Annotated in this window: 19 protein-coding genes and 2 tRNA genes; 6 read left to right on the forward strand and 15 right to left on the reverse strand. The window is 66.4% G+C overall.

Annotated elements, in window-relative coordinates; translation table 11 throughout:
- Window positions 1–62 precede the first annotated feature (62 nt).
- From ndk to ileS, 4 genes are read right to left on the reverse strand one after another with little or no spacing between them, the layout of a single operon-like run.
- Entirely contained in the window at window positions 63–482 is a 420-nt protein-coding gene (gene ndk, locus ACFTR6_RS00005; protein ID WP_076802543.1) for a nucleoside-diphosphate kinase, read from the reverse strand.
- A gap of 40 nt (window positions 483–522) precedes the next feature.
- The gene (locus tag ACFTR6_RS00010; protein ID WP_377956474.1) at window positions 523–1,017 is read right to left on the reverse strand and encodes a DUF4233 domain-containing protein; all 495 of its coding nucleotides are present in this window, start codon (window positions 1,015–1,017) and stop codon (window positions 523–525) included.
- Complete coding sequence (locus tag ACFTR6_RS00015; RefSeq protein ID WP_377956475.1) at window positions 1,017–2,378, reverse strand: bifunctional folylpolyglutamate synthase/dihydrofolate synthase; 1,362 nt, start codon at window positions 2,376–2,378, stop codon at window positions 1,017–1,019. Before ACFTR6_RS00015 ends, ACFTR6_RS00010 begins: the two co-directional genes overlap by 1 nt.
- Before the next feature lie 3 nt (window positions 2,379–2,381).
- Window positions 2,382–5,693, reverse strand: coding sequence for an isoleucine--tRNA ligase (gene ileS / locus ACFTR6_RS00020; protein ID WP_377956476.1), 3,312 nt, complete (start codon window positions 5,691–5,693; stop codon window positions 2,382–2,384).
- Between the two features lie 347 nt (window positions 5,694–6,040).
- Between ileS and ACFTR6_RS00025 the strand changes: the two genes are divergently transcribed.
- Entirely contained in the window at window positions 6,041–7,084 is a 1,044-nt protein-coding gene (locus tag ACFTR6_RS00025) for an endonuclease/exonuclease/phosphatase family protein (protein ID WP_377956477.1), read from the forward strand.
- A gap of 20 nt (window positions 7,085–7,104) precedes the next feature.
- On the opposite strand, the gene ACFTR6_RS00030 is transcribed toward ACFTR6_RS00025, so the two are convergent.
- Both ACFTR6_RS00030 and ACFTR6_RS00035 read right to left on the reverse strand, forming a co-directional pair.
- The gene (locus ACFTR6_RS00030) at window positions 7,105–7,884 is read right to left on the reverse strand and encodes an SDR family oxidoreductase (protein WP_377956478.1); all 780 of its coding nucleotides are present in this window, start codon (window positions 7,882–7,884) and stop codon (window positions 7,105–7,107) included.
- A gap of 9 nt (window positions 7,885–7,893) precedes the next feature.
- Entirely contained in the window at window positions 7,894–8,256 is a 363-nt protein-coding gene (locus tag ACFTR6_RS00035) for a DUF488 domain-containing protein (RefSeq protein ID WP_377956480.1), read from the reverse strand.
- Window positions 8,257–8,331: 75 nt separating this feature from the next.
- Here ACFTR6_RS00035 and valS point away from each other — a divergent pair, with 75 nt between their 5' ends.
- Entirely contained in the window at window positions 8,332–10,953 is a 2,622-nt protein-coding gene (gene valS / locus ACFTR6_RS00040; RefSeq protein WP_377956481.1) for a valine--tRNA ligase, read from the forward strand.
- A 362-nt stretch (window positions 10,954–11,315) separates the two neighbouring features.
- On the opposite strand, the gene ACFTR6_RS00045 is transcribed toward valS, so the two are convergent.
- The 6 genes from ACFTR6_RS00045 to ACFTR6_RS00070 form a co-directional block, all read right to left on the reverse strand.
- The gene (locus tag ACFTR6_RS00045; protein WP_377956482.1) at window positions 11,316–11,930 is read right to left on the reverse strand and encodes a DsbA family protein; all 615 of its coding nucleotides are present in this window, start codon (window positions 11,928–11,930) and stop codon (window positions 11,316–11,318) included.
- Between the two features lie 123 nt (window positions 11,931–12,053).
- Complete coding sequence (gene clpX, locus ACFTR6_RS00050; RefSeq protein ID WP_076802524.1) at window positions 12,054–13,340, reverse strand: ATP-dependent Clp protease ATP-binding subunit ClpX; 1,287 nt, start codon at window positions 13,338–13,340, stop codon at window positions 12,054–12,056.
- 195 nt (window positions 13,341–13,535) lie between these two features.
- Window positions 13,536–14,195 carry an ATP-dependent Clp protease proteolytic subunit gene (locus ACFTR6_RS00055; RefSeq protein ID WP_076803851.1) on the reverse strand — a complete coding sequence of 220 codons (660 nt, stop codon included), beginning with the start codon at window positions 14,193–14,195 and terminating at the stop codon, window positions 13,536–13,538.
- A gap of 33 nt (window positions 14,196–14,228) precedes the next feature.
- Window positions 14,229–14,843, reverse strand: coding sequence for an ATP-dependent Clp protease proteolytic subunit (locus tag ACFTR6_RS00060; protein ID WP_003803391.1), 615 nt, complete (start codon window positions 14,841–14,843; stop codon window positions 14,229–14,231).
- 259 nt (window positions 14,844–15,102) lie between these two features.
- Window positions 15,103–16,494 carry a trigger factor gene (gene tig / locus ACFTR6_RS00065; protein ID WP_076802521.1) on the reverse strand — a complete coding sequence of 464 codons (1,392 nt, stop codon included), beginning with the start codon at window positions 16,492–16,494 and terminating at the stop codon, window positions 15,103–15,105.
- A gap of 78 nt (window positions 16,495–16,572) precedes the next feature.
- Window positions 16,573–16,647: transfer RNA gene (locus ACFTR6_RS00070), tRNA-Pro, on the reverse strand.
- 154 nt (window positions 16,648–16,801) lie between these two features.
- On the opposite strand from ACFTR6_RS00070, the gene ACFTR6_RS00075 reads away from it, so the two are divergent.
- Window positions 16,802–16,875, forward strand: a tRNA-Gly gene (locus tag ACFTR6_RS00075).
- A 75-nt stretch (window positions 16,876–16,950) separates the two neighbouring features.
- On the opposite strand, the gene ACFTR6_RS00080 is transcribed toward ACFTR6_RS00075, so the two are convergent.
- The 3 genes from ACFTR6_RS00080 to ACFTR6_RS00090 form a co-directional block, all read right to left on the reverse strand.
- Window positions 16,951–17,850 (reverse strand): Fpg/Nei family DNA glycosylase, encoded by a 900-nt coding sequence (locus ACFTR6_RS00080; RefSeq protein WP_377956483.1) that lies wholly within the window; start codon window positions 17,848–17,850, stop codon window positions 16,951–16,953.
- Complete coding sequence (locus ACFTR6_RS00085) at window positions 17,850–18,344, reverse strand: ribose-5-phosphate isomerase (protein WP_076802514.1); 495 nt, start codon at window positions 18,342–18,344, stop codon at window positions 17,850–17,852. Before ACFTR6_RS00085 ends, ACFTR6_RS00080 begins: the two co-directional genes overlap by 1 nt.
- A 122-nt stretch (window positions 18,345–18,466) precedes the next feature.
- Complete coding sequence (locus ACFTR6_RS00090; protein WP_377956484.1) at window positions 18,467–19,498, reverse strand: hypothetical protein; 1,032 nt, start codon at window positions 19,496–19,498, stop codon at window positions 18,467–18,469.
- Window positions 19,499–19,691: 193 nt separating this feature from the next.
- On the opposite strand from ACFTR6_RS00090, the gene pepN reads away from it, so the two are divergent.
- From pepN to ACFTR6_RS00105, 3 genes are all read left to right on the forward strand, one after another.
- A complete protein-coding gene (pepN, locus tag ACFTR6_RS00095; protein WP_377956485.1) occupies window positions 19,692–22,244 on the forward strand; it encodes an aminopeptidase N in 2,553 nt (850 codons plus the stop codon).
- A 9-nt stretch (window positions 22,245–22,253) separates the two neighbouring features.
- On the forward strand, window positions 22,254–22,733 hold the full coding sequence (locus tag ACFTR6_RS00100; RefSeq protein WP_377956486.1) for an OsmC family protein: 480 nt from the start codon (window positions 22,254–22,256) through the stop codon (window positions 22,731–22,733).
- Window positions 22,734–22,839: 106 nt separating this feature from the next.
- A complete protein-coding gene (locus tag ACFTR6_RS00105; RefSeq protein WP_377956488.1) occupies window positions 22,840–23,502 on the forward strand; it encodes a mechanosensitive ion channel family protein in 663 nt (220 codons plus the stop codon).
- The last annotated feature ends 1 nt before the right edge of the window (window position 23,503 follow it).

Genomic DNA, 23,503 nt, shown 5'->3' on the forward strand with positions numbered 1-23,503 from the left:
GCCCCTGACTCTTCGGAGTCAGGGGCCACAACTGTACGTTCGCGCTTAACCGGGCGGAGAGATTAAGCCTGGAACCAGATCTTGATCTCGCGCTCGGCCGAGTCCACGGAGTCGGAGCCGTGGACGAGGTTCTGCTGGACCTTCAGGCCCCAGTCGCGGCCGAAGTCGCCGCGGATGGTGCCGGGGGCCGCCGTCGTGGGGTCGGTGGTGCCGGCCAGCGAGCGGAAGCCCTCGATGACGCGGTGGCCTTCGAAGATCGCCGCGACCACGGGGCCGCTCAGCATGAACTCCACGAGGGGCTCATAGAAGGACTTGCCTACGTGCTCCTCGTAGTGCTGCTCGAGCAGTTCACGGCTGGCGTTGGTCTTCTTGAGTTCAGCCAGGGTGTAGCCCTTGGCTTCGATCCTCTTGAGGATTTCGCCGGTCAGGTTGCGGGTGACGCCGTCCGGCTTGATCAGGACAAGGGTGCGCTCAATGCTCACAGTTGCTCCAATGAGGTTGGTTGCGGGTTTACCGGTAAGTCTACGGGGTCTGGCCAGTGCCTTCAGTGCCAGCGCCTTCGTTACCGGCGCCTTCATTTCCGGCTGACGCCGGGTGCGCGGCCTCCCATTCAGCCTGCTCGCGCTCCCGCTGGGCTGATTCGCGGTCGATCCGAATGCCGGTCCGGATGCCGTACCACCAGGACAGGGCGAAGAGTGCCCCGACCAGGAACATCATGGGCTCCACGAAACCAAGGAGGATGAGCACCAGCTGCAGGATCCAGCCCAGCGCCACGCCCCACGGCTTGGACAGCACGGCGCAGGCCAGGATCAGGACAACGCTCAGCCCGATGCCCACGGAGAGGATCAGCGCCGGGGGGATCTCCGCGCGCCGCAGGCCGAACACGGCAAGCGTTGCGAAGAAAACCACGAACGCTTCCAGCAGCAGCACCGTCGAGGCGAACATGACCTTGGTGGAGCGCCGCTTCTTGGGCATGCCCGGGCGCCATTCGCGCTGGGCCTTGGTAAGCCGGGCCATCAGGTGGCCGCCTTGCCAAGCAGGATGCGGGCGTCCGCCACCAGCGTGATGGAACCGGTCACCAGCACGCCGCCGGCGAGGTCGTCGTTGGCTTCGGCGCGCTCCACGGCCCACTCCAGCGCATCGTCCAGCTTCTCGGCGATGTGCACGTTTTCCTCGCCAAAGCCGAGGTCGACGGCGAGCTCCGCCAGTTCCGCTGCCGGCACGGCCCGCGGGGAGTTGGACTGGGTGAAGCAGAATTCCTCCGCGAGGTCCCCCAGCGACTCCTTGAGCTGGCGCAGGATTTCCTCGGCGTCCTTTTCCTTGAGCACGCCCACCACGGTCACCAGTTTGCTGAAGCTGAAGGCCTCCTGGATCGCCTCGGCGGAGGCACGGATGCCGTCCGGGTTGTGCGCGGCGTCCACGATGATCGTCGGTGCCGTCCGCACCACCTCGAGGCGCCCGGGGGACGAGACATTGGCGAAGGCCTCCTGCAGGACCTCCAGGGACAACTTCTTCTCGCCGCCGCCCAGGAACGCTTCCAGTGCCGCCACGGCCACGGCGGCGTTCTCGGCCTGGTGGGCGCCGTGCAGCGGGACCATGAGGTCCGGGTAGCGGCCGGCGATGCCCTGCACGGTCACCACCTGTCCACCGACGGCGACCTGCCGGGATTCGACGCCGAACTCCACCCCCTCAAAGCGGAACGGGACCTGCACCTCCTTGGCCTTCTCCAGCAGGACCTGCGCGGCGTCCAGCGGCTGGGCCGCGCTGACGAGGAAGCCGCCGGGCTTGATGATGCCGGCTTTCTCGTAGGCGATGTCCTCGGTAGTGTCGCCGAGCAGGTCGGTGTGGTCGAGGGAGATGGGTGTCACCACAGACACCTGGCCGTCGCCGACGTTGGTGGCGTCGGTGATGCCGCCGAGCCCCACCTCCATGATCGCCACGTTGACCGGCTGGTCGGCGAACACGGCGAAGGCCAGGATGGTCAGGCACTCGAAGTACGTCAGCCGGGGCTGGCCCTCGGCGGTGAGCTCGTCGTCCACGATCTGCAGGTAGGGGCGAATCTCGTCCCAGATGCGCACGAACGTCTCATCGGGCACGGGCGCGCCGTCCAGGCTGATCCGCTCCGTCACCTTGGACAGATGCGGGCTGGTGTAGCGCCCGGTGCTGAGGCCATGGGCCCGCAGGCCGGCCTCGATCATCCGGGCCGTTGAGGTCTTGCCGTTGGTGCCGGTGATGTGGATGATCGGGAAGGCCTTGTTCGGCTCCCCCAGCACATCCATGGCGCGGAACAGCGGCGCAAGCCGGGGCTCCATCTTGTTTTCCGGCGCCCGGCCCAGCAGCTCGGCGTAGACGCTCTCCACGGAGAATTCGTCGGTCATGTTTCAGGCCCCCACTTTTTCGACGGTGATGCGCGGTTCCGCGGCGTCGGCGGGCACGGCATCCAGTTCCAGCGTCAGCGTTTCGGTCTTGACCAGCTCGGAGTTGGCCAGCAGGGCGTCGATGACGTTCTGCGCGGCGCTGACTGTGGTCCGGATCCTGTCGCTCACGTTGAGCGCGGCATCCTTGCGTGCCTGCTGGATGGCCCGGACCATGTCCCGGGCCAGGCCTTCGGCCTCGAGTTCCGGGGTCACCTCGGTGTTCAGGACCACGAAGCCGCCGCCCGGAAGCACCGCAACGGAGGCCGAACCGGCGTCGGACTCTGCCACCACCGTCTCCAGCGTGTATTCCTGCGGCTCCAGCTCAAGGCCGCCGGCGGTGACCACGCCGGCGTCGGAAACAGACCAGTCACCGGACTTGGAGCCCTTGATGGCCAGCTGCACGTTCTTGCCCAGGCGCGGACCGGCGGCGCGGGCGTTGACCACGAGCTTCTGTTCGATGCCGAATTCCTCCGGGGAGGCGGTTGCGGCGTCCAGCAGGCGGACCGAGCGCAGGTTCAGTTCGTCGGCGACGACGGCGGCAAAGCCTTCCAGCGCATCTGCACCGGGTGCGACGACGGTGAGCTCCTGCAGCGGCAGGCGCACGCGCAGGTTGGCGGCCTTGCGCAGCGAGGAACCGGTGGAGCAGATCTGCTGGACCCGGTCCATGGCCTCCACCAGGGCGGCGTTGGACGGGAACAGCTCCGGGTCCGGCCAGTCGGCCAGGTGCACGGAGCGGCCGCCGGTGAGGCCGCGCCAGATCTCCTCGGACACCAGCGGCAGCAGCGGGGCGGCCACGCGGCACACGGCCTCCAGGGCGGTGTACAGGGCGTCGAAGGCGTCGGCGTTCTCGTCGAAGAAGCGCTGCCGGCTGCGGCGGACGTACCAGTTGGTGAGCATGTCCAGGTAGCTGCGGAGCTCATCGCAGGCGCCGGAGATGTCGTAGGTGTCCAGCTGGGCGGTCATGTTGCGGACGAGGTCGCCGGTGTTGGCCAGCAGGTACTGGTCCAGCGTGTCCGTGTAGCCGTCGTACCGGAGCTGGGCGTCGTAGCCGGATCCGCCGGCAGCGGCGTTGGTGTACAGCGTGAAGAAGCTGTACACGTTCCACAGCGGCAGGATCACCTGGCGGACGCCGTCGCGGATGCCCTGTTCGGTGACCACGAGGTTGCCGCCGCGCAGGATCGGGCTGGACATGAGGAACCAGCGCATGGCGTCGGAACCGTCGCGGTCCAGGACCTCGGAAACGTCCGGGTAGTTCCGCAGGCTCTTGGACATCTTCTGCCCGTCGGAGCCGAGCACGATGCCGTGGCTGATGACGTTCCGGAAGGCCGGGCGGTCAAACAGCGCCGTGGACAGGATGTGCAGCATGTAGAACCAGCCGCGGGTCTGTCCGATGTACTCCACGATGAAGTCGGCCGGGTTGTGGGTGTCGAACCAGGCCTCGTTCTCGAACGGGTAGTGCACTTGGCCGTACGGCATGGAGCCGGAGTCGAACCAGACGTCCAGCACGTCCTCCACGCGGCGCATGACGGACTGGCCCTCTTCGGGCGTGCGGGGGTCGTCCGGGTTGGGCCGGGTCAGCTCGTCGATGAACGGCCGGTGCAGGTCAACCTGCCCGTCCTTGTTCAGCGGCAGCCGGCCGAAGTCGGCCTCGATCTCGGCGAGCGAACCGTACACGTCGGTGCGCGGGTACTCGGGGTCGCTGGACTGCCACACCGGGATGGGGCTGCCCCAGTACCTGTTGCGGCTGATGGACCAGTCGCGGGCGTTGGCGAGCCACTTGCCGAACTGGCCGTCCTTGACGTTGCCGGGGATCCAGTTGATTTCCTGGTTCAGCTCGGACATCCGGTCGCGGAACTTGGTGACCTCCACGTACCAGGACGAGACGGCGCGGTAGATCAGCGGGTTGCGGCAGCGCCAGCAGTGCGGGTAGCTGTGCTCGTAGCTGGCCTGGCGGACCAGGCGGCCCTGGGCACGGAGCACCTGGGTGATGGGCTTGTTGGCCTCGAACACCTGCAGCCCCACGATGTCGTGCAGGTCGCCGTGGGCGAACAGGTGCAGGAACTTGGCGCCCTCGTCCACTGAGAGGACCACGGGGATGCCGGCTTCCTCACAGACCTTCTGGTCGTCCTCACCGTAGGCCGGGGCCTGGTGGACGATGCCGGTGCCGTCGGTGGTGGTGACGTAGTCCGCCACCAGGAAGCGCCAGGCGTTCTCGGTGCCGTACTTTTCGGTGTCTGCGAAGTCGTGCCACAGCGGCTCGTAGGTGATTCCTTCAAGCTCGGCGCCGGTGTGGGTGGAGGTTACGGCGGCGGCCGCAGCCGCTGCATCGTCGTACCCCAGGTCCTTGGCGTAGGTGCCCAGCAGGTCCTCGGCCAGCAGGAAGCTCCCGCTGACCGGCGCCTCTGCCGAGGCGGCCTTGATCCCGTTCGGTCCGGCGGGCAGCACGGCGTAACTGATGGCAGGCCCGACGGCGAGCGCCAGGTTGGTGGGCAGCGTCCAGGGCGTGGTGGTCCAGGCGAGCGCCTGGACGCCGCCCAGCTGCCGGGAGAGTACGGATTCCCCCGCCTTGATCGGGAAGGTCACCGTGACAGTCTGGTCCTGGCGGTTCTTGTAGACGTCGTCGTCCATGCGCAGCTCGTGGTTGGACAGCGGAGTCTCGTCCTTCCAGCAGTACGGCAGCACGCGGTAGCCGTTGTAGGTCAGGCCCTTCTCGTGCAGCTGCTTGAAGGCCCAGAGCACGGACTCCATGTACTCGACGTTGAGCGTCTTGTAGTCGTTGTCGAAGTCCACCCAGCGGGCCTGGCGGGTGACGTAGGCCTGCCATTCGTTGGCGTACTTCATCACCGAGGCGCGGCAGGCGTCGTTGAACTTGTCGATGCCCATGGCCTCGATCTGGGTCTTGTCCGTCATGCCCAGCTGCTTCATGGCTTCCAGCTCGGCGGGCAGGCCGTGGGTGTCCCAGCCGAAGCGGCGCTCGACCCGCTTGCCGCGCTGGGTCTGGTAGCGGCCCACCAGGTCCTTGGCGTAGCCGGTCAGCAGGTGGCCGTAGTGCGGCAGGCCGTTGGCGAAGGGCGGGCCGTCATAGAAGACGAATTCGTTGCTGCCGGGGGCACCGCCGGGAAGGTCGGCGCTGCGCTGGTCGATGCTTGCCTGGAAGGTGCCGTCCTCGTCCCAGTACTTGAGGATCCGCTCTTCGATCTCCGGAAACTTCACGGAGGCGGAAACTCCTGCGGAGGAGCCCGACGGGGCTGCTGAGGCCTTGGGGTAATACGTCATCTCGACATCCTGGGTTGAGCTGGTGAACAAGTGGATCATTCAGGATGCGAGGACGGCACGTGGCAGTCAGAACGACTGCACCGGCACCGCGGTACCACCTCACTTACCGGCACCGAACCGCACCTTTCCAGGAAAGGGCTGCACCGGCGCCGGCCGCTCATTGCTGCTGTGACGGGCTTACCCGTCCGGTTCTACTTGCCTGGTCCCCCGCGAACGGTGTCCGCACCGCGGGCCGGGTGTTCTTCCGGAAGCTCGCCGGTGATGGCCGGGTCAAAGCTGTTGCGTCCAGTCTAACTGTTGTGGCCGCGGCGGCCATAACCGCAGCACCGTGGGCCTACACTCGATCCATGACTGCTTGGGCGCGGGTTTTGGCGCTGTGCATCCTGCTGCCGGTGGCGGCGCTTTCGGTGTTCCGCGCCGTCCCGGCAGAGTGGCCTACAACGGTGGTGCAGCTGCTGTCCTTCACTCCCTGGCTGGTGATTCCGGCCGCGCTGGCACTGGCCCTGCCCGGCCGGCGGCCCGTGGTGACGGCGGCTGCCGGCCTGCTCCTGGGCGCGCAGCTTTTCTGGCTCTGGGCGCCGGACGCCGGCCGGGCGGACACCAGACCATCGGATACCGGACAAGCGGAGGCGGGACGGGCGGGCACCGCGGCCTCCCGGCCCGGCAGTGCGGCGCAGCTGACGGTGATGAGCATCAACTCCCTCTTCGGCAGGGCCGATGCTGCGGAAATCGTCAGGTTGGTCCGGGAAAACCGTGTTGGTCTGCTGGCCGTCCAGGAGCACACACAGGCGCTGGAGGACAGGCTGGCTGCGGAGGGACTGGGGAAGCTCCTGCCCCACAGGATCAGCAATCCGGGGAAGAAGGCCTCGGGCAGCGCAACCTACTCCAAACATCCCCTCGAAGCCATCGGGTTGGTTCCCGATACCCCTTTCCGGATGCCGACCCTCCGGTTGACACTCTCCGAAGCCGGTCCCGGAACGGCCGCCACTCTTGAGGTCACGAACGTGCATGCGTTCCCGCCGGTACATGACCGCGTCGGGCAGTGGCGCAGCGACCTGGCGGCGCTGGGCCGGATCGCCGCGCGCAACGGAGCGGAGGCCAGGGGCAGCCAGCTCCTGCTCGGGGACTTCAACGCCACCTATGACCACTCGGAGTTCCGCCGTCTGCTCGACGGCGGCCCGGGCAGCCGCAAGCTGGTGGATGTCGGCATGGCGTCCGGGACGCGGTTCACGCCCACTTGGCCGATGGACGGCCAGGCGCTGCCCGGCGTCACCATCGACCATCTGGTCACCAGTCCGCACATTCCGGCGTCGGGCTATGCCGTGCACCGCGTCACCGGGACGGACCACGCGGCCGTCCTGGCCACGCTGCACATCCCGGCCGGGGGCTAGCCTGCCGGCGCTTCGCCGGATCAGGCCTGCTTGCGGATCAGCTTGAAGGTCGACGCCTGCGCCACCGGGCGGATCACGATCTGGTCGAGGTTGACGTGGTGCGGGGCGCTCACGGCATAACGCACCACCTCGGCCACATCCTCGGCGGTCAGCGGCTTCTCCACGCCCTGGTACACCTTGCTGGCCGCCTGGGCATCACCGAGCCGGTTAAGGGCAAACTCCTCGGTCTGGACCAGGCCGGGCGCGATCTCGATGACCCGGACATTGTGCTCGGCTTCTTCCAGCCGCAGCGCCCCGGTCAGGGCGTGCTGGGCGAACTTGGCGGCGTTGTAGCCGCCCCCGCCCTCGTACGCATCGAGCCCGGCCGTGGAGGTGAGGTTCAGGACGGTGCCTTCGCCGTTCTCCCGCAGCATCGGCAGGAAGGCGCGCGTGACCTTCATGGTGCCCAGGACGTTGACGCGGTACATCCACTCCCAGTCTTCGGTCACGGCCTGGCCCACGCGGTCAGCCCCGCGGGCACCGCCGGCGATGTTGACCAGCGTGTCGATCCCGCCGGCGGACGTCACTTCGGCCAGCAGGCGTGCCACAGCGCCGTCCTCGGCGATATCCGCGGCCAGGGCGACGGCACCGGTCTCGGCGGCCAGCGCATCCAGCCGTTCCTGGCGGCGGGCGACGGCGTAGACGGTCCAACCGTCGGCGCGGAGCGCGCGCACGGTGGCCTCGCCAATGCCGGAACTGGCGCCTGTAACCAGGGCTGCTTTGTTGGTGGACACGTCAGAACTTGCGGAAACGTCAGTCATGGCACCACCCTAACGGGCTGCCAGGAACTCCAGCAGCACCCTGGCGTGGTTCACCTCCGGATCCCGGGCCGCGTACAGCAGCGTCACCTTCCCGTGCTTCGCCGCCAACTCCAGGAGCTGACCGACGGCAGGGTTGCCGGCCAGTTCGTCCTCGTACCGGGCCCGGAAGTCCTCGAACCTCTCCTGCATGTGGGCGAATTCCTGCCGCAGCGGCGGCGAGGGGGCAATGTCCTTCAGCCACAGCTCCAGGCGGGCCCGGTCCTTGCTGACCCCGCGCGGCCAGAGCCTGTCCACCAAAACCCGGCAGCCGTCGTCGTCCGCGGGTTCCTCATAAATGCGTTTGATCGCAAAGGAAGCGTCTGCTTTGGTCATAGGCGGCATGCTACTCCCGGCTGCCGGCGGGCAGCATGGGCAGGAAACAAATGTCCGGCATGAAACAATTGGGCCATGGCTGAATCAACGCAGGGTACAGACACGCCCGCCACCACCCCCATCAACGTTCCCGACAAGCCGGCCCTGGAAGGCCTGGAGGCTGCCCTTACGCAGCGCTGGCTCGAGGAAGGAACCTACCGGTTCGACCCCAACACCGCCCGGGAGCAGGTCTACTCGATCGACACTCCCCCGCCCACCGCTTCGGGTTCCCTCCACGTGGGCCACATGTTCTCCTTCACGCAGACGGACGTGCAGGCCCGCTACATGCGCATGACCGGCAAGAACGTCTTTTACCCCATGGGCTGGGACGACAACGGCCTGCCCACCGAGCGCCGCGTCCAGAACTACTACGGTGTCCGCTGCGATCCCGCCATCCCGTACAACCCGGATTACCAGCCGCCGGCACAGCCGGCGAAGAACCAGCGGGACTTCGACGTCGTCTCCCGCCAGAACTTCATCGAACTCTGCGAGGAGCTCGCGGTCGAGGACGAAAAGGTCTTCGAGAACCTGTTCCAGACCCTTGGCCTGTCCGTGGACTGGAACCTCACTTACCGCACCATCGATGACACGTCCCGCGCGGTCTCCCAGCGCGCGTTCCTCGCCAACCTGGCTGCCGGTGATGCCTACATGGCCGAGGCCCCCACGCTGTGGGACGTCACGTTCCGCACCGCCGTGGCCCAGGCAGAGCTCGAGGACCGCGAAGTGCCGGGCGCCTACTACCGCTACCCGTTCTTCACGGCCGACGGCGAGAAGATCTTCATCGAGACGACCCGTCCGGAACTGCTGGCGGCCTGCGCCGCGCTGGTGGCAAACCCCGACGACGAACGGTACCAGCCGCTGTTCGGCAAGACTGTGAAGTCCCCACTGTTCGACGTCGAGCTGGAGGTCAAGGCACACCCGCTGGCCAAGGCAGACAAGGGCTCCGGCATCGCCATGGTCTGCACCTTCGGTGACCTGACCGACGTGACCTGGTGGCGCGAACTGCAGCTCCCGACCCGCGCGATCGTGGGCCGCGACGGCCGCATCCTCGCCGACACCCCGGACTGGATCACCACAGAGGCCGGCCGTGAGGCCTACGCCGCCATCGCCGGCAAGACGGTCTTCTCCGCCAAGGAGGCCGTGGTGGAGCTGCTCACGCAGGCAGACCTGCTCGACGGCGAGCCCAAGAAGATCACCCACCCGGTGAACTTCTTCGAAAAGGGCGACAAGCCCCTCGAGGTGGTCACCTCCCGCCAGTGGTACATCCGCAACGGCGGCCGCGACGAGGACCGCCGCGAACGCCTGATTGGCCGAGGCCACGAGATCGATTTCCACCCGTCCTTCATGCGCTCCCGGTACGAGAACTGGATTGCGGGCCTGAACGGTGACTGGCTGGTTTCCCGCCAGCGGTTCTTCGGAGTCCCGATCCCCGTCTGGTACCCGCTGGACGCCCAGGGCAACCCCGACTACGACTCCCCCATCCTGCCGTCCGACGAGCAGCTGCCCGTTGACCCGGCAGCGGACGCCGCTCCCGGGTACGACGAATCCCAGCGCGAGCAGCCCAACGGCTTCACCGGCGACGCCGACGTGCTGGACACCTGGGCCACGTCATCCCTGACCCCGCAGATCGTGGGCGGCTGGAGCCGGGACGAGGACCTGTTCGGCAAGGTCTTCCCGTTCGACCTGCGTCCCCAGGGCCACGACATCATCCGGACCTGGCTGTTCTCCTCCGTCGTCCGCGCCGACGCCCTGCAGGGCGTCGCGCCGTGGAAGCACGCGGCAATCTCCGGCTGGATCCTGGATCCGGACCGCAAGAAGATGTCCAAGTCCAAGGGCAACGTGGTGGTGCCGACGGATGTCCTGAACGAATACGGCTCCGACGCTGTCCGGTATTGGGCTGCCTCGGCACGCCTAGGCGCGGACACGGCCTACGAGATCGCGCAGATGAAGATCGGCCGGCGCCTGGCCATCAAGCTTCTGAATGCCTCGAAATTCGTCCTGAACCTGGGCGCCACGGAGAACTCGGTGGTCTCCACGGACCTGTCCGTCCTGACGAACCCCCTGGACCGTGCCCTGCTGGCCCAGCTGTCCGACGTCGTGGCCCAGGCCACGAAGGCGTTCGACAACTACGACTACGCCCGTGCACTGCAGATCAGCGAATCGTTCTTCTGGCAGTTCACGGACGATTATGTCGAGCTGATCAAGGACCGCGCCTACGGTGCCGCCGGCGAGACCGAGCAGGCTTCCGTGCTGGCGGCCCTGGCTACAACGCTGGACTCGCTGCTGCGCCTCTTCGCGCCGTTCCTGCCCTTCGCCACCGAAGAGGTGTGGAGCTGGTGGCGGGCCGGTTCCGTGCACCGCGCCGCGTGGCCCGCTCCGCTGGAGATCGCCGACGGCGACACCGCCATGCTGGGCACCGTTGGCCTTGCGCTCAGCGGCATCCGGAAGGCCAAGTCCGAGGCCAAGGTCAAGCAGCGCACCGAGGTGCTGTCGGCAACGATCACGGCCTCGGAGGCGCTTGTGGCGCAGCTCCAGGCAGGACTCGGGGATCTGAAGGCTGCGGCCAACGCGCAGGAGATCTCGCTCAACACGGGCGAGGGCGAGCTCACGGTCAGCGATGTGGAGCTGGCCCCGGCCGAGGAGCCGGCGCAGGCCTGACAGAAAAATAAGCCCGGACCAAGTCCGGGCAGCCCGGATGTTTTTGGGCAAAGGGGAAGCCCCATCAGCGTTTTGCCGTTGGTGGGGCTTCGACTTTTCGGCTGTCTGGTGACATCTTTGACAGTCTGGCAAGATCCTTAGAATTTCGGGTCTTCCTACCTTGTCACTGGTAGCCTGCTTCTAACTTTGCCAAAGGCTGCGTTGGAAGCATGTCACTGAATCTTTGGTTCTTGCGTCCCGCTTCTTTCGAAGTGGGTAAGAACTATCCTCGTCCTCCTGATCCGAATGCGCAAGAGCCCCGGCAGAACTACTCTGGTGTAGTTCTGCCGGGGCTCTAACATGGCCCGACGGCGGGCGCCGGCTCAGTCGAAGGCAGGGCTTTCGGTGCGGCTGCGCTTGATCTCGAAGAAGTGCGGGTAGGCAGCGAGGGTCACCGCTGCGTCCCAGATCTTCCCGGCTTCCTCGCCCCGCGGGATGCGGGTGAGGACGGGTCCGAAGAAGGCGGTGCCGTTGAAGGCGACCACGGGGGTTCCAACATCCTGGCCCACCAGCGAGATGCCCTTTTCGTGGCTGGCGCGCAGCTGCTGGTCGTACTCGTCGGAGTCGGCGACGGCTGCCAGCTCGGCGGGGAGGCCGACCTCGGCCAGGGCCTTGCTGATGACGATCGAGAAGTCCTGCTGGCCGCCGTCGTGGATCTGCGATCCCATGGCGTCATACAGCGGCTTGACCACGTGGTCGCCGTGCTGCTCCTGCGCGGCGATGATGACCCGCACCGGCCCCCACGCCTTGTCCATGGCTTCCCGGTACTTGGGGTCGAGGTCGCGGCCTTCGTTCAGCACGGACAGGCTCATCACGTGCCATTCCGTCTTGATGTCGCGGACCTCTTCCACTTCACCGATCCAGCGGGAGGTGATCCAGGCGAACGGGCAAAGGGGGTCGAACCAGAAGTCGGCCTTGTTGGCGGCGTTCTCAGACACAGCGAATCTCCTCAAGGAAGTCATTGGGGTGTGGCGTGCCGCATGGCAATACCCGGTCGGCACGCTTAAGGGACAGCGACGGGCCGGGTGAATTTATTCCAGCCGGGCGGATGTTTATTTCCGCTACGCGGACTTGTTGCGGCGCTTCGCCACGACGTCGTGCGTGATCATGGTGGGCTGTGCCTTCTTGGCCACCACGTCTGCGGTGATGACCACGCTGGCGATGTCGTCCCTGCTGGGCAGGTCGAACATGACCGGCAGGAGGACTTCCTCCATGATGGCGCGCAGGCCGCGTGCTCCGGTGCCCCGCTCCAGTGCCTGGTCGGCAATCATGTCCAGGGCGGCGTCGTCGAACACCAGCTCCACGCCGTCCAGCTGGAACATCTTTTGGTACTGCTTGACCAGGGCGTTCTTGGGCGTGGACAGGATCTGGATCAGGGCGGGACGGTCAAGGTTGGATACCGTGGTGATGACCGGCAGGCGGCCGATGAACTCCGGAATCAGGCCGAACTTCAGCAGGTCTTCCGGCATCACTTCGCCGTAGGAGTCGGTGTTCTTGACCTCGTTCAGCGGTGCACCGAAACCGATGCCCTTGCGTCCGGACCGGGAGCCGATGATGTCCTCAAGGCCGGCGAACGCACCGGCAACGATGAAGAGGACGTTGGTGGTGTCGATCTGGATGAATTCCTGGTGCGGGTGCTTGCGGCCGCCCTGCGGGGGAACCGAGGCAACGGTTCCCTCAAGGATCTTCAGCAGCGCCTGCTGCACGCCCTCGCCCGAAACGTCGCGGGTGATCGAGGGGTTTTCGCTCTTGCGCGAGATTTTGTCGATCTCGTCAATGTAGATGATGCCCTGTTCGGCCTTCTTGACGTCGTAGTCGGCGGCCTGGATGAGCTTGAGGAGGATGTTCTCCACGTCTTCGCCCACGTAGCCGGCTTCGGTCAGTGCTGTGGCATCGGCAACGGCAAACGGGACGTTCAGCCGGCGCGCCAGGGTTTGCGCAAGGTAGGTCTTGCCGCAGCCCGTGGGGCCAATCAGGAGAATGTTGGATTTGGCGATTTCCACGTCGTCATGGTGGACGCCGTCGGCGAGCGTGCCGCTCTTGGGTGAGTGGCCGGCCTGGATCCGCTTGTAGTGGTTGTAAACCGCGACGGCCAGGGAACGCTTGGCCGGTTCCTGGCCGATGACATATTCCTGCAGGAAGTCAAAGATCTCGCGGGGCTTGGGCAGTTCGAAGCTGCCCAGGTCGGCGACTTCTGCGAGTTCTTCCTCGATGATCTCGTTGCAGAGCTCAATACACTCGTCGCAGATGTAGACGCCGGGCCCGGCAATGAGCTTGCGCACCTGCTTCTGGCTCTTGCCGCAGAAAGAGCACTTTAGCAGATCCGCGCTCTCGCCAATCCGAGCCATATGTGAACCCCTTAGAATCTTGCCGCAAGGGCAGCTTTGCACCGGTCGCTGACAGTCACCGCCGGAAACCGGCAATGACTACATCCACTCTAGGTCACATTCGGCCCGAGGGGTGGAAACCCGGCGCCGGTGCGGTTCAAAAATCTCAACCGCACCGGCGTCCGTTACTGCTGTTTACCCGGCAGGTACCTGTCGTTACCTGACGAGCGCCTGCGGCTTGATCTTGCGGGAATCGAGGACCTGGTCGATCAGGCCGTAGCTCTGTGCCTCGGCAGCGGTGAGGATCTTGTCCCGCTCGATGTCGTTGTTGACCTGTTCCGGCGTGCGGCCGGAGTGCTTGGCCAGGGTCTCTTCCAGCCAGGTACGCATGCGCATGACCTCGGCCGCCTGGATCTCGAGGTCGGACGCCTGTCCGCCCTGGCCGCCGGACAGCGCCGGCTGGTGGATCAGGACACGGGCGTTGGGCAGGGCGAGGCGCTTGCCCGGCGTGCCCGCGGCCAGCAGCACGGCGGCGGCACTTGCCGCCTGGCCCAGGCACACGGTCTGGATCTCGGGGCGGATGTACTGCATGGTGTCGTAGATCGCGGTCATGGCGGTGAAGGAGCCGCCTGGCGAGTTGATGTAGATGGTGATGTCGCGGTCCGGGTCCGTGGACTCCAGCACCAGCAGCTGCGCCATGATGTCGTCGGCAGAGGCGTCGTCCACCTGCACCCCGAGGAAGATGATGCGGTCCTCAAAGAGCTTGGTGTAGGGGTCCTGGCGCTTGAAGCCGTAAGGTGTCCGCTCCTCGAACTGCGGCAGCACGTAGCGGCTTGTCGGCAGGTTACCGGCAGACGATCCGAAATTGTAGTTCATGTTCATTGCTCCTGGATTCTGTCTTGATGCCGGTTAGCTCTGGCCGTTGGATGAAGCGTTCTGGGTTCCGCCGCCGCCGGCGACAGATCCTGCGTGCGCGGAGATCTTATCGAAGAAGCCGTATTCCAGCGCTTCGGTGGCGGTGAACCACTTGTCGCGGTCGTTGTCCTTGAGGATGGTCTCCACCGTCTGGCCGGTCTGGTCCGCGGTCAGTTCAGCCATGACCTTCTTCATGTGGAGGATCAGCTCGGCCTGGATCTTGATGTCAGACGCCGTTCCGCCGATGCCGCCTGAGGGCTGGTGCATCAGGATGCGGGCATTCGGGGTGGCGTACCGCTTGCCCTTGGTGCCGGAGGACAGCAGGAACTGTCCCATGGAGGCCGCCAGGCCGGTGGCGACGGTCACGACGTCGTTGGGGATGAACTGCATGGTGTCGTAGATGGCCATGCCGGCCGTCACCGAGCCGCCGGGCGAATTGATGTAGAGGTAGATGTCCTTGTTGGGGTCCTCGGCGGACAGCAGCAGCAGCTGCGAGCAGATCGCGTTCGCGTTCTCGTCGCGGACCTCGGAGCCAAGCCAAATGATGCGCTCTTTCAGCAGGCGGTTGTAGATGTAGTTGTCCTGGGCTGCAGGATCGACGGTTGCCATGCGGGGGGCCGCTGCTTGCTGTGACATTTGTACTTACCTCTCGCTGGTGACGGTGACGTTACTGTTCGACATCACTGAACTTCACTACTTGGACACTAACCGCTTTCGGAGTGGAATTGTTCGCCGGAATCGCACTGTTCGCTGACGGCGCACGATTGCCCGCAGCGGCTGCCCAATGCCGTTAACGCGCCAGCCCCCGGATCCGAGGACCCGGGGGCTGGCACACTGCTTGCACGCTGCTGCTAGAACTTCACAGCTGCTAGAACTTCACGGCCGCGGGATCGTCGTTCGCGACGGTCTCGCCGGCTGCCTCGTCAGCTTCGGTAACTTCTTCGGCGTCGACGGCCGGGGCCTCTTCGCCGGCGGGGCGCACGAAGTCGGTCAGGTCGACCTTGTTGCCCTCGGAGTCGGTGACCTCGGCCTGGCCCAGGACGACGGCCAGCGCCTTGCGGCGGCGGACCTCGGAAACCATCATGGGAACCTGGCCGCTCTGGTCGATGATCTGGGCGAACTGGTTCGGGTCCATGCCGTACTGGCTGGCAGTGGTGACGATGTAGTCGATCAGCTCGTTCTGGCTGACGCCCACTTCTTCCTTCTCAGCGATGGCGTCGAGGATGATCTCGTTCTGGAAGGCGCGCTCGGTGTTGGCCTTGACCTCGGCGCGGTGCTCTTCGGTGTCGTGCTCGCCTTCACCGTGGGAGTTTTCGGCCTTGAAGTGCTGCTCAAGCTGCTCTTCGACGACGGATTCCGGAACCGGAACCTCAACCAGCTCAACGAGCTTGTCCAGGACCTTGTCGCGGGCTTCGACGCCCTGCTCCACGACCTTGGAGCTGGCAGCCTGCTTGGCGAGGTCCTCGCGCAGTTCGGCGAGGGTGTCGAACTCGGAAGCCAGCTGGGCGAAGTCGTCGTTCGCCTCGGGCAGCTCGCGCTCCTTGACGGACTTGACCACAACCTTGACCTGCGCGGCTTCGCCGGCGTGGTCGCCGCCCACGAGGGTGGTGTCGAAGATGGCGTCCTCGTCAGCGCTGAGGCCGGTCACGGCCTCGTCCATGCCCTCGAGCATGGTGCCGGCGCCAACCTGGTAGGACAGGCCGGAAGCGGAGTCCACCTCGGCGCCGTCGATGCTGGCCGTGATGTCGATGGTCAGGAAGTCGCCGTCAGCGGCGGGGCGCTCAACGGTCTTCAGCGTGCCGAAGCGGCCACGCAGTTCGTCCAGGGCCTTGTCGACGTCGGCGTCGGAGGACTCGGCGGCGGCAACCTCGACCTTGATGCCGGAGTAGTCGGGCAGTTCGATCTCGGGGCGGACGTCAACCTCGGCCTGGAACTTCAGCTCACCCTCGGTGGCGGAAGGATCCGGAACCTCGGTGATCTCAACCTCGGGGCGGCTCAGGGGACGGATACCGGATTCCTGGACAGCAGCCTGGTACCAGCCGTTGAGGCCCTCGTTGATGGCGGTCTCCAGGACGTAGCCGCGGCCGACGCGCTGGTCGATCAGCTTGGCGGGAACCTTGCCCTTACGGAAGCCAGGAACCTGGATCTGCGAAGCAACAGTCTTGTATGCCTCGTCGATGCTGGGCTTCAATTCCTCAAAGGGGACCTCAACATTGAGCTTGACCCGCGTGGGGGTGAGGTTCTCGACAGCGCTCTTCACGGTCTAAGTACTCCTGGTTTTGTTGGATGGGCTCTGCAACGCGTTGTTGTGACCAGGCCTGGGGCCCGGGCCGCAGAGTCGGGGTGACAGGATTTGAACCTGCGACTTCCTGCTCCCAAAGCAGGCGCTCTAGCCAAGCTGAGCTACACCCCGTAATGCACAGGACAGTCTACGTTCATACCTGCCGGGTTTGCACATTTGACACTGGGGGCATGAATTAGGTTTAGTTATATCCGGCTTGAACAGCCGCCGAAGAAAAGCCCCAAGGCCAGTGCCGGAACAAGACCAGCGCCGGAACGCTTTCCTCGGGGACGTAGCTTAATGGTAAAGCCTCAGTCTTCCAAACTGATTACGCGGGTTCGATTCCCGTCGTCCCCTCCAGAACCAAAGAGGCCCCTCGATGAGGGGCCTCTTTTCGTTAAGGCTGCTGGTTGGCTGCCGTCGCGGGCATAAAAGTCAGGGCTGCTGGCAGGACGGGCACCAGTACAGCTTGCGGGCCGCGTGTTCGGACAGGGCAACCGCGGTGCCGCACACCCGGCACGGCTGGCCGTGCCGGCGGTAGACAAAGTGCGCCTCCTCCCCCGGCGGAAGCTGGTCGCTCCGGGTCCAGAAACCGGCGGTGGTGGTAATGATCCGCCCGTCGCGGACGCCGTCGGACATCACCGCGGCCGTGTCGTCCCAGAGGAGGCCGGCGGCGTCCTCAGTGAGCGCGCGGCCGGGAAGCAGGGGGTCGATCCTGCCGCGGAACAGCACCTCGGCCCGGTAGACGTTCCCGACGCCGGCAATCACCTTCTGGTCCATCAGCAGCGTGGCCACCGGGGTCCGCTTGGTCAGGATGCGCCGGATGAAGCCATCCCTGCTGCTGCCGGAGTTGTGGAGCGGATCCGGGCCAAGCCTGCCCAGCACCGCGGCCGCCTCGGCCTCGGTGATGGCCGCGCACGTGGTGGCGCCACGGAGGTCGGCCCAGCCGTGGGCGCTGGCCAGCCTGACCCGCACCGCACCCACCGGCACGGGCGGACCGGCGTACCCGGCTGGAGCAGGATCACCGGTGCTGCCGGCAACCTCCCGCTCCCCCACCCTGCGCGGCGCGCCGATGCTGGAGGCGCCGCGGAACTGGCTGTCCCCGCCGAAATCCCAGGCGCCGTAGAGCCCCAGGTGGACGTGCAGCACCAGCCCGTGCTCGAAGTGCAGGAACAGGTGCTTGCCGTGCGCGGACGCGTGCAGCATGCTGTGCCCGTCCAGCAGGGCGGCGCCGGCGGCAAAGCGGCCCTGCGGGCTGCTGACGGCCAGCCGCTCGCCGGCGAAGACGTCACCGAACTGGCGGGCAAGCCGGTGGATCGAGTGGCCTTCCGGCACTATTCGACGATCTCGCCGGTGGTTTCGTAAGTGGCGATCTTGCCAATGCGGCGCACGTGCCGCTCATCGTTGCTGAAGGGTTCCTGCAGGAAGGCTTCGATCAGCGCCGTGGCTTCCTCGACGCTGTGCTGGCGCCCGCCGACGGCCACGACGTTGGCATCGTTGTGCTCGCGGGCCAGCGTGGCGGTGGCGTGGTTCCAGGCGAGGGCGGCGCGGACACCCTTGACCTTGTTGGCGGCGATCTGCTCACCGTTGCCGGATCCGCCCAGCACGATACCAAGCGCGTGGACGCCGGCTTCCTGGTCAGCCACCACTGCGAGCGCCGCATTGATGCAGAACGACGGGTAGTCATCCAGCGCGTCGTATTCCTTGGGGCCGTGATCGACCACCTCGTAGCCGTTCGCCGTCAGGTGCTTAACCAGATGGGCGCTCAGCTCCATGCCGGCGTGGTCGGTGGCGATGTGGACCCGCGGAAAGGCAGGGTTTGTTGTCACGGTAGCTTCCGTTCAGTCGTCAGCACCGGGGCGCGGCCGGGCTGGTACAGGTCAAATCAACAGATCCAAGAGTACTCGGTGTGATTCCCGCGGCGGTTGAGGGCCGCGCAGTTACGCGGCAGTTACGCCTCCGCCCCGCCCTCGGCGGGCGGACGGTTCTCCGGCGGGCGCCCGTCGCGGCGCGCCCTCGCCGCCACACGGGTCAGGACCTCGGCGAGAAGGGCGGCGGAGTCGGGGTTTTTGCCGCTTACGGCGAGCCGGTGGCCGTCGGTCTTCCGGACGACGACGGCGGGGCCGCTGCTGACCAGGACGGCTGCGGTTCCGTCGTGATGGCGGTAGCCCCAGCCGCCGTAGTCGGCGGCACGGACGTCGGCGGGATCCGCTGCTGAAATGGCGGCGGCGGGGACATCAACCACACGCAGGATGCCGGCGAGGAAAACGCGAAGGCCGCTGCGGTCAGCGGTAACCCGGGCGAAAAGGAACGCGGCACCCACCAGTGCGGCGGCCACCAGCAGGGCCCCCAGCCACGGCACGGCAATGGCGATCAGCGAAGCGGGAAACAGGCTGGCGATGGCGATCATGACGAAGACGGAGCTGCGCGCATGCACCCAGAACCGCACGGAGTCCTTGGCCAGCTCGGGGTCGAGTTCCTGCTCCAGCGCCCGCTGCAGGGCGCGGTCATCCTCCGGTGTCCACTGGTGGTCCGCCTTGAAGACGAATCCGATGATGACGCCCAGCGACAGCGCGGCACCGCTGCCCATGGCGAGGACAATCATGTCGACACTGGATTCCCGTGCATCGGCCACCCCGGCCTGGCCCACGAGGGCGGCGGCCAGCACGGTGGTGACAAACAGGCTCACCGTCAGCCCTGCGCCCATCATGATCCGGCGCATCACTGTTGGCCGCGAAAGCGGCACGGACTGCAGCAGGGCCAGCCAGCCGATGATGACTATCAGGGCCGCCCCGCCGCCCACAAAGGCGGGGAACGGCGCGAAGGCGGTACCGCCGTCGCTGTCCCACATGACCGCGACGGGTTCCGGCAGATCCGGGCGCAACAGCACGGCACTGACGGCGAAGCCCGCGGCGAGCAACACTGGGAAGCCGATCGCGAACCGCAGCGCCTTGGTGTCCACAGCATCGAGGATCTTTCCCATGCCTTAACGCTACCCCTGCGGCTGCCGGCTGAAGAGTGCCGCCAGGGACGTGAGCTGCGCAACTTGCCAAGGCACGCCGGAATGAAACAATGGCTTCACAGTGATGCAACGCATGCGGGAACACCGTGCGCGCAGCCGGCGGACCGGGCCAGTCCGGCCACCACAACCTCTGGAGGCACCCACCTTGCCAGGCATGAACCTGACCCGCGCCGAAGCACGCGAGCGCGCCGCCCTGATCGCCGTCGACTCCTACGATGTCAGCCTGGACCTGACCAGGGGCGAGACGGTCTTCGGTTCCACCACCACTGTCAGGTTCACGGCGGCGCCGGGATCGTCGTCGTTCATTGACGCCGTGACGGACGCTGTCCACAGCGTGACGCTGAACGGCCGCGGCCTGGACCCCGCCGAGGTGTCGGACGGCATCCGGATCCAGCTGCCGGACCTGGCCGCGGAGAACGAGCTGACCGTGGTGGCGGACGCCCCCTACATGAACACCGGCGAAGGCCTGCACCGCTTCGTGGACCCCGTGGACGGCGAGGTGTACCTGTACACCCAGTTCGAGGTGCCGGATTCGCGCCGCATGTTCGCCGTCTTTGAACAGCCCGACCTCAAGGCCACCTTCCGGTTCCGCGTCACCGCGCCCTCGCACTGGGACGTCGTCTCCAACTCCCCGACGCCGGAGCCCGTGCCGGCTTCCCCGGCGGAAGACGGCAGCGCCCGCTCGGTCTGGGACTTTCCGCCCACCCCGCGCCTGTCCTCGTACGTCACCGCGCTGATCGCCGGACCGTACCAGTCGGTGCGCAGCGACGTCACCAGTTCGGATGGCCGCGTCGTGCCGCTGGGCGTCTTCGCCCGCAAGTCCCTCATGCAGTACCTGGACGCTGACAACATCTTTGAGCTCACCCGGCAGGGGTTCGAGTTCTTCGAGGCCGAGTTCGGCTGCCCGTACCCGTTTGAGAAGTACGACCAGCTGTTTGTGCCCGAGTTCAACGCCGGCGCCATGGAAAACGCCGGCGCGGTCACCATCCTCGAGGGCTACGTCTTCCGCGGCAAGGTCCCGGAGGCGCAGGTGGAACGCCGTGCCATCACCGTGCTGCACGAACTGGCCCACATGTGGTTCGGAGACCTCGTGACGATGCGCTGGTGGAACGACCTCTGGCTCAACGAGTCCTTCGCCGAATACATGTCGCACCTGGCGGCGGTGGAGAACACGAAGTTCCAGAGCGCCTGGACCACCTTCGCCTCGGTCGAAAAGTCGTGGGCCTACCGGCAGGACCAGCTGCCCACCACCCACCCGATCTTCGCCGAGATCAACGACCTGCATGACGTCGAGGTGAACTTCGACGGCATCACCTATGCCAAGGGCGCCTCCGTGCTGCGGCAGCTGGTGGCCTGGGTGGGGCCGGACAAGTTCATGGCGGGGGTGCGTGAATACTTTGCCAAGCATTCCTGGCGGAACACCGAGCTCGGTGACCTGATGGTTGAACTGGAGAAGGCCAGCGGACGTGACCTGGACCAGTGGGGCCGCCTCTGGCTGGAAACGGCCGGGGTGAACTCGCTCAAGCCGGAGCTGGCAGTGGACGCGAACGGCACCATCTCGTCCTTCGCCATCCTGCAGTCCGCCGCGGCCGAGCAGCCCACCATCCGCCCGCACCGCCTGGCGGTGGGGTTCTACGACCTCACCGCGGAGGGCACGCTTGAGCGCGTGCACCGTGAGGAACTCGACGTCGACGGCGAACGCACCGAGGTGCCGGAGCTGGCCGGGCTCCAGCGGCCGGACCTGATCCTGCTCAATGACGACGACCTCGCCTACGCAAAGGTGCGCCTGGATGAGCTGTCACTGGCCACCGCCACCCGGCACCTGAAGGATTTCCGCGAAAGCCTGCCGCGGACCCTGGTGTGGGGCTCGGCCTGGGACGCTGCCAGGGACGGCGAGAGCCCCGCCCGCGGCTACGTCGAGCTGATCCTGGCCAACATCGCCTCCGAGTCTGATTCCTCGGTGATCCTGGTGCAGCTGCGGCAGCTGGCCACCACGCTCGCGTTCTACGTGGCCGAGGAGCACCGTGAAGCCGCCACCGTGGCCGCCGTCGACCGCCTCTGGGAGCTCGCCTCGGACGTTCCGGGAGGCTCGGACGCCCAGCTGCAGTTCATCAAGTCGTTCGCGCTCCTGGCCCGCAGCGGACAGCAGCTCGACCGGGTCGCCGGGCTGCTGGACGGCTCGGTCGCCCTGGCCGGGCTCGAGGTGGACCAGGACCTCCGCTGGGAGCTCGTGGCTTCGCTCGTTGCCGGAGGCAGACTCGGCCAGGCCGACATCGACGCGGAACTGGAGCGGGACAACACCTCCAGCGGCCAGAACGCCGCCGCCCTGGCGAAGGCTGCCATCCCCACACCGGAGGCCAAGGCGGAGGCCTGGGAGTCGATCGTCGTCAAGGGCGAGCTCTCCAACGCCACCCAGGCCTCCGCCGTCGCCGGCTTCACACGGGTCCTCGACACCGCGCTGCTGGAGCCGTACGCGGAGAAGTACTTCCAGGCCGTGCCCGGCATCGTCACCGAACGGACATTTGCCCTGGCCCAGCAGATCGTCGTCGGGCTGTACCCTGCGCAGCTCACGAGCCAGGCCATCGTGGACCGTACCGACGAGTTCCTGGCGTCGCTGCCGGAGGAGAGTGCAGCGCTGCGCCGGATGATGCTGGAAAACCGCGACGGCGTGGCCCGGGCGCTCCGGGCCCGCGCGGCTGATGTCTAGGCCGGATCCGTGGCGCTCAACGAACACCACTATTCGCTGACAGTCCGCTGGACCGGCAACCTCGGAAGCGGCACGTCGTCCTACCGGGAGTACTCGCGGGACCACGACATCGTGATCCCGGGGCTGCCGGTGCTGCAGGGCTCGGCCGACCCCACGTTCCACGGCGACCGCTCCCGGTACAACCCCGAGCAGCTGCTGCTCACGGCACTGGCGCAGTGCCACATGCTCTCCTTCCTGCACGTCGCGGTGAAGCATGGTGTGGTGGTTCTCTCCTACGAGGACAACGCCACGGGCATGATGCGCCTGAACCGGGACGGCAGCGGCCAGTTCGAAACCGTGACCCTGCGCCCGCAGGTGACGGTTGCGGATCCCGCGCACGTCGCGCTGGCGGAGCAGATGCACCATGAGGCGCACCAGGTGTGCTTCATTGCCCGCAGCGTAAATTTCCCGGTGCTGCACGTTCCTGTTACCACAGCCGGAAGTCCATAGCCAGCGGCAGACCCCGCTAGGCTTAAAAGCGACCAAGAGCGGCCGGTCTCCCCGGCAAGGGCGGAGACCGGCCGCCGCCGGACAGCAGCTAGGAGCCTTCCTGCAGATGTACAGCATGTTCACAACGCCCTCGGCCTCACTGGAGCCCACAGGACTTGACCTCGTCGGCGTGGCCATCAGCCTCGGCGCAGGCATTATCCTGTGGCTGATCGCGAGTTTCCTGATCGCCAGGATCACCAAACGCGTGGCGGACGGCACGTCGCTGTTCAAGAAGCCGCATTTCCGCTGGGTGGCGCCGGCGCTGCGCGCCCTGGACCACGAGCGGCGCGTGCAGCGGGCCCACACGATCGGCTCGCTCCTGAAGAGCGGCATCGGCGTGATCATTGCCGTCATCACCAGCATCTACATCCTGAAAAACCTCGACGTCGATGTGGCGCCGCTGCTGACCAGCGTGGGAATCCTCGGTATCGCCATCGGTTTTGGTGCCCAGCAGCTGATCAGGGACTTCCTGGCCGGCATCTTCATCACCATCGAGGACCAGTACGGCATTGGCGACATCATCGAGACCAGCGAGGTGGTGGGCGTGGTGGAGTCGATCGGACTGCGGATCACGCGTGTGCGCGACGAGAACGGCGCCATCTGGTACCTCCGCAACGGCGAAATCCTCCGTGTGGGCAACCGCTCACAGGGAAACTACGTCCCGCCGGCCGAGCCTGAAGAATCCGCCGACGAAGCCGAGCACGCACCCCAGCAGAAGGCCGGAGAATAGC

Origin of the sequence: Arthrobacter sp. NPDC057009, assembly GCF_042673905.1 — a bacterium.
Taxonomy (GTDB): Bacteria; Actinomycetota; Actinomycetes; order Actinomycetales; family Micrococcaceae; genus Arthrobacter.

Excerpts from the sequence above, each read along its gene's own strand:
- ACFTR6_RS00010 (WP_377956474.1), bottom strand. The coding sequence starts at position 1,017 with ATGGCCCGGCTTACCAAGGCCCAGCGCGAATGGCGCCCGGGCATGCCC.
- ACFTR6_RS00015 (WP_377956475.1), bottom strand. The coding sequence starts at position 2,378 with ATGACCGACGAATTCTCCGTGGAGAGCGTCTACGCCGAGCTGCTGGGC.
- ileS (WP_377956476.1), bottom strand. The coding sequence starts at position 5,693 with ATGACGTATTACCCCAAGGCCTCAGCAGCCCCGTCGGGCTCCTCCGCA.
- ACFTR6_RS00025 (WP_377956477.1), top strand. The coding sequence starts at position 6,041 with ATGACTGCTTGGGCGCGGGTTTTGGCGCTGTGCATCCTGCTGCCGGTG.
- ACFTR6_RS00030 (WP_377956478.1), bottom strand. The coding sequence starts at position 7,884 with ATGACTGACGTTTCCGCAAGTTCTGACGTGTCCACCAACAAAGCAGCC.
- ACFTR6_RS00035 (WP_377956480.1), bottom strand. The coding sequence starts at position 8,256 with ATGACCAAAGCAGACGCTTCCTTTGCGATCAAACGCATTTATGAGGAA.
- valS (WP_377956481.1), top strand. The coding sequence starts at position 8,332 with ATGGCTGAATCAACGCAGGGTACAGACACGCCCGCCACCACCCCCATC.
- clpX (WP_076802524.1), bottom strand. The coding sequence starts at position 13,340 with ATGGCTCGGATTGGCGAGAGCGCGGATCTGCTAAAGTGCTCTTTCTGC.
- ACFTR6_RS00055 (WP_076803851.1), bottom strand. The coding sequence starts at position 14,195 with ATGAACTACAATTTCGGATCGTCTGCCGGTAACCTGCCGACAAGCCGC.
- ACFTR6_RS00060 (WP_003803391.1), bottom strand. The coding sequence starts at position 14,843 with ATGGCAACCGTCGATCCTGCAGCCCAGGACAACTACATCTACAACCGC.
- ACFTR6_RS00090 (WP_377956484.1), bottom strand. The coding sequence starts at position 19,498 with ATGGGAAAGATCCTCGATGCTGTGGACACCAAGGCGCTGCGGTTCGCG.
- pepN (WP_377956485.1), top strand. The coding sequence starts at position 19,692 with ATGAACCTGACCCGCGCCGAAGCACGCGAGCGCGCCGCCCTGATCGCC.
- ACFTR6_RS00105 (WP_377956488.1), top strand. The coding sequence starts at position 22,840 with ATGTACAGCATGTTCACAACGCCCTCGGCCTCACTGGAGCCCACAGGA.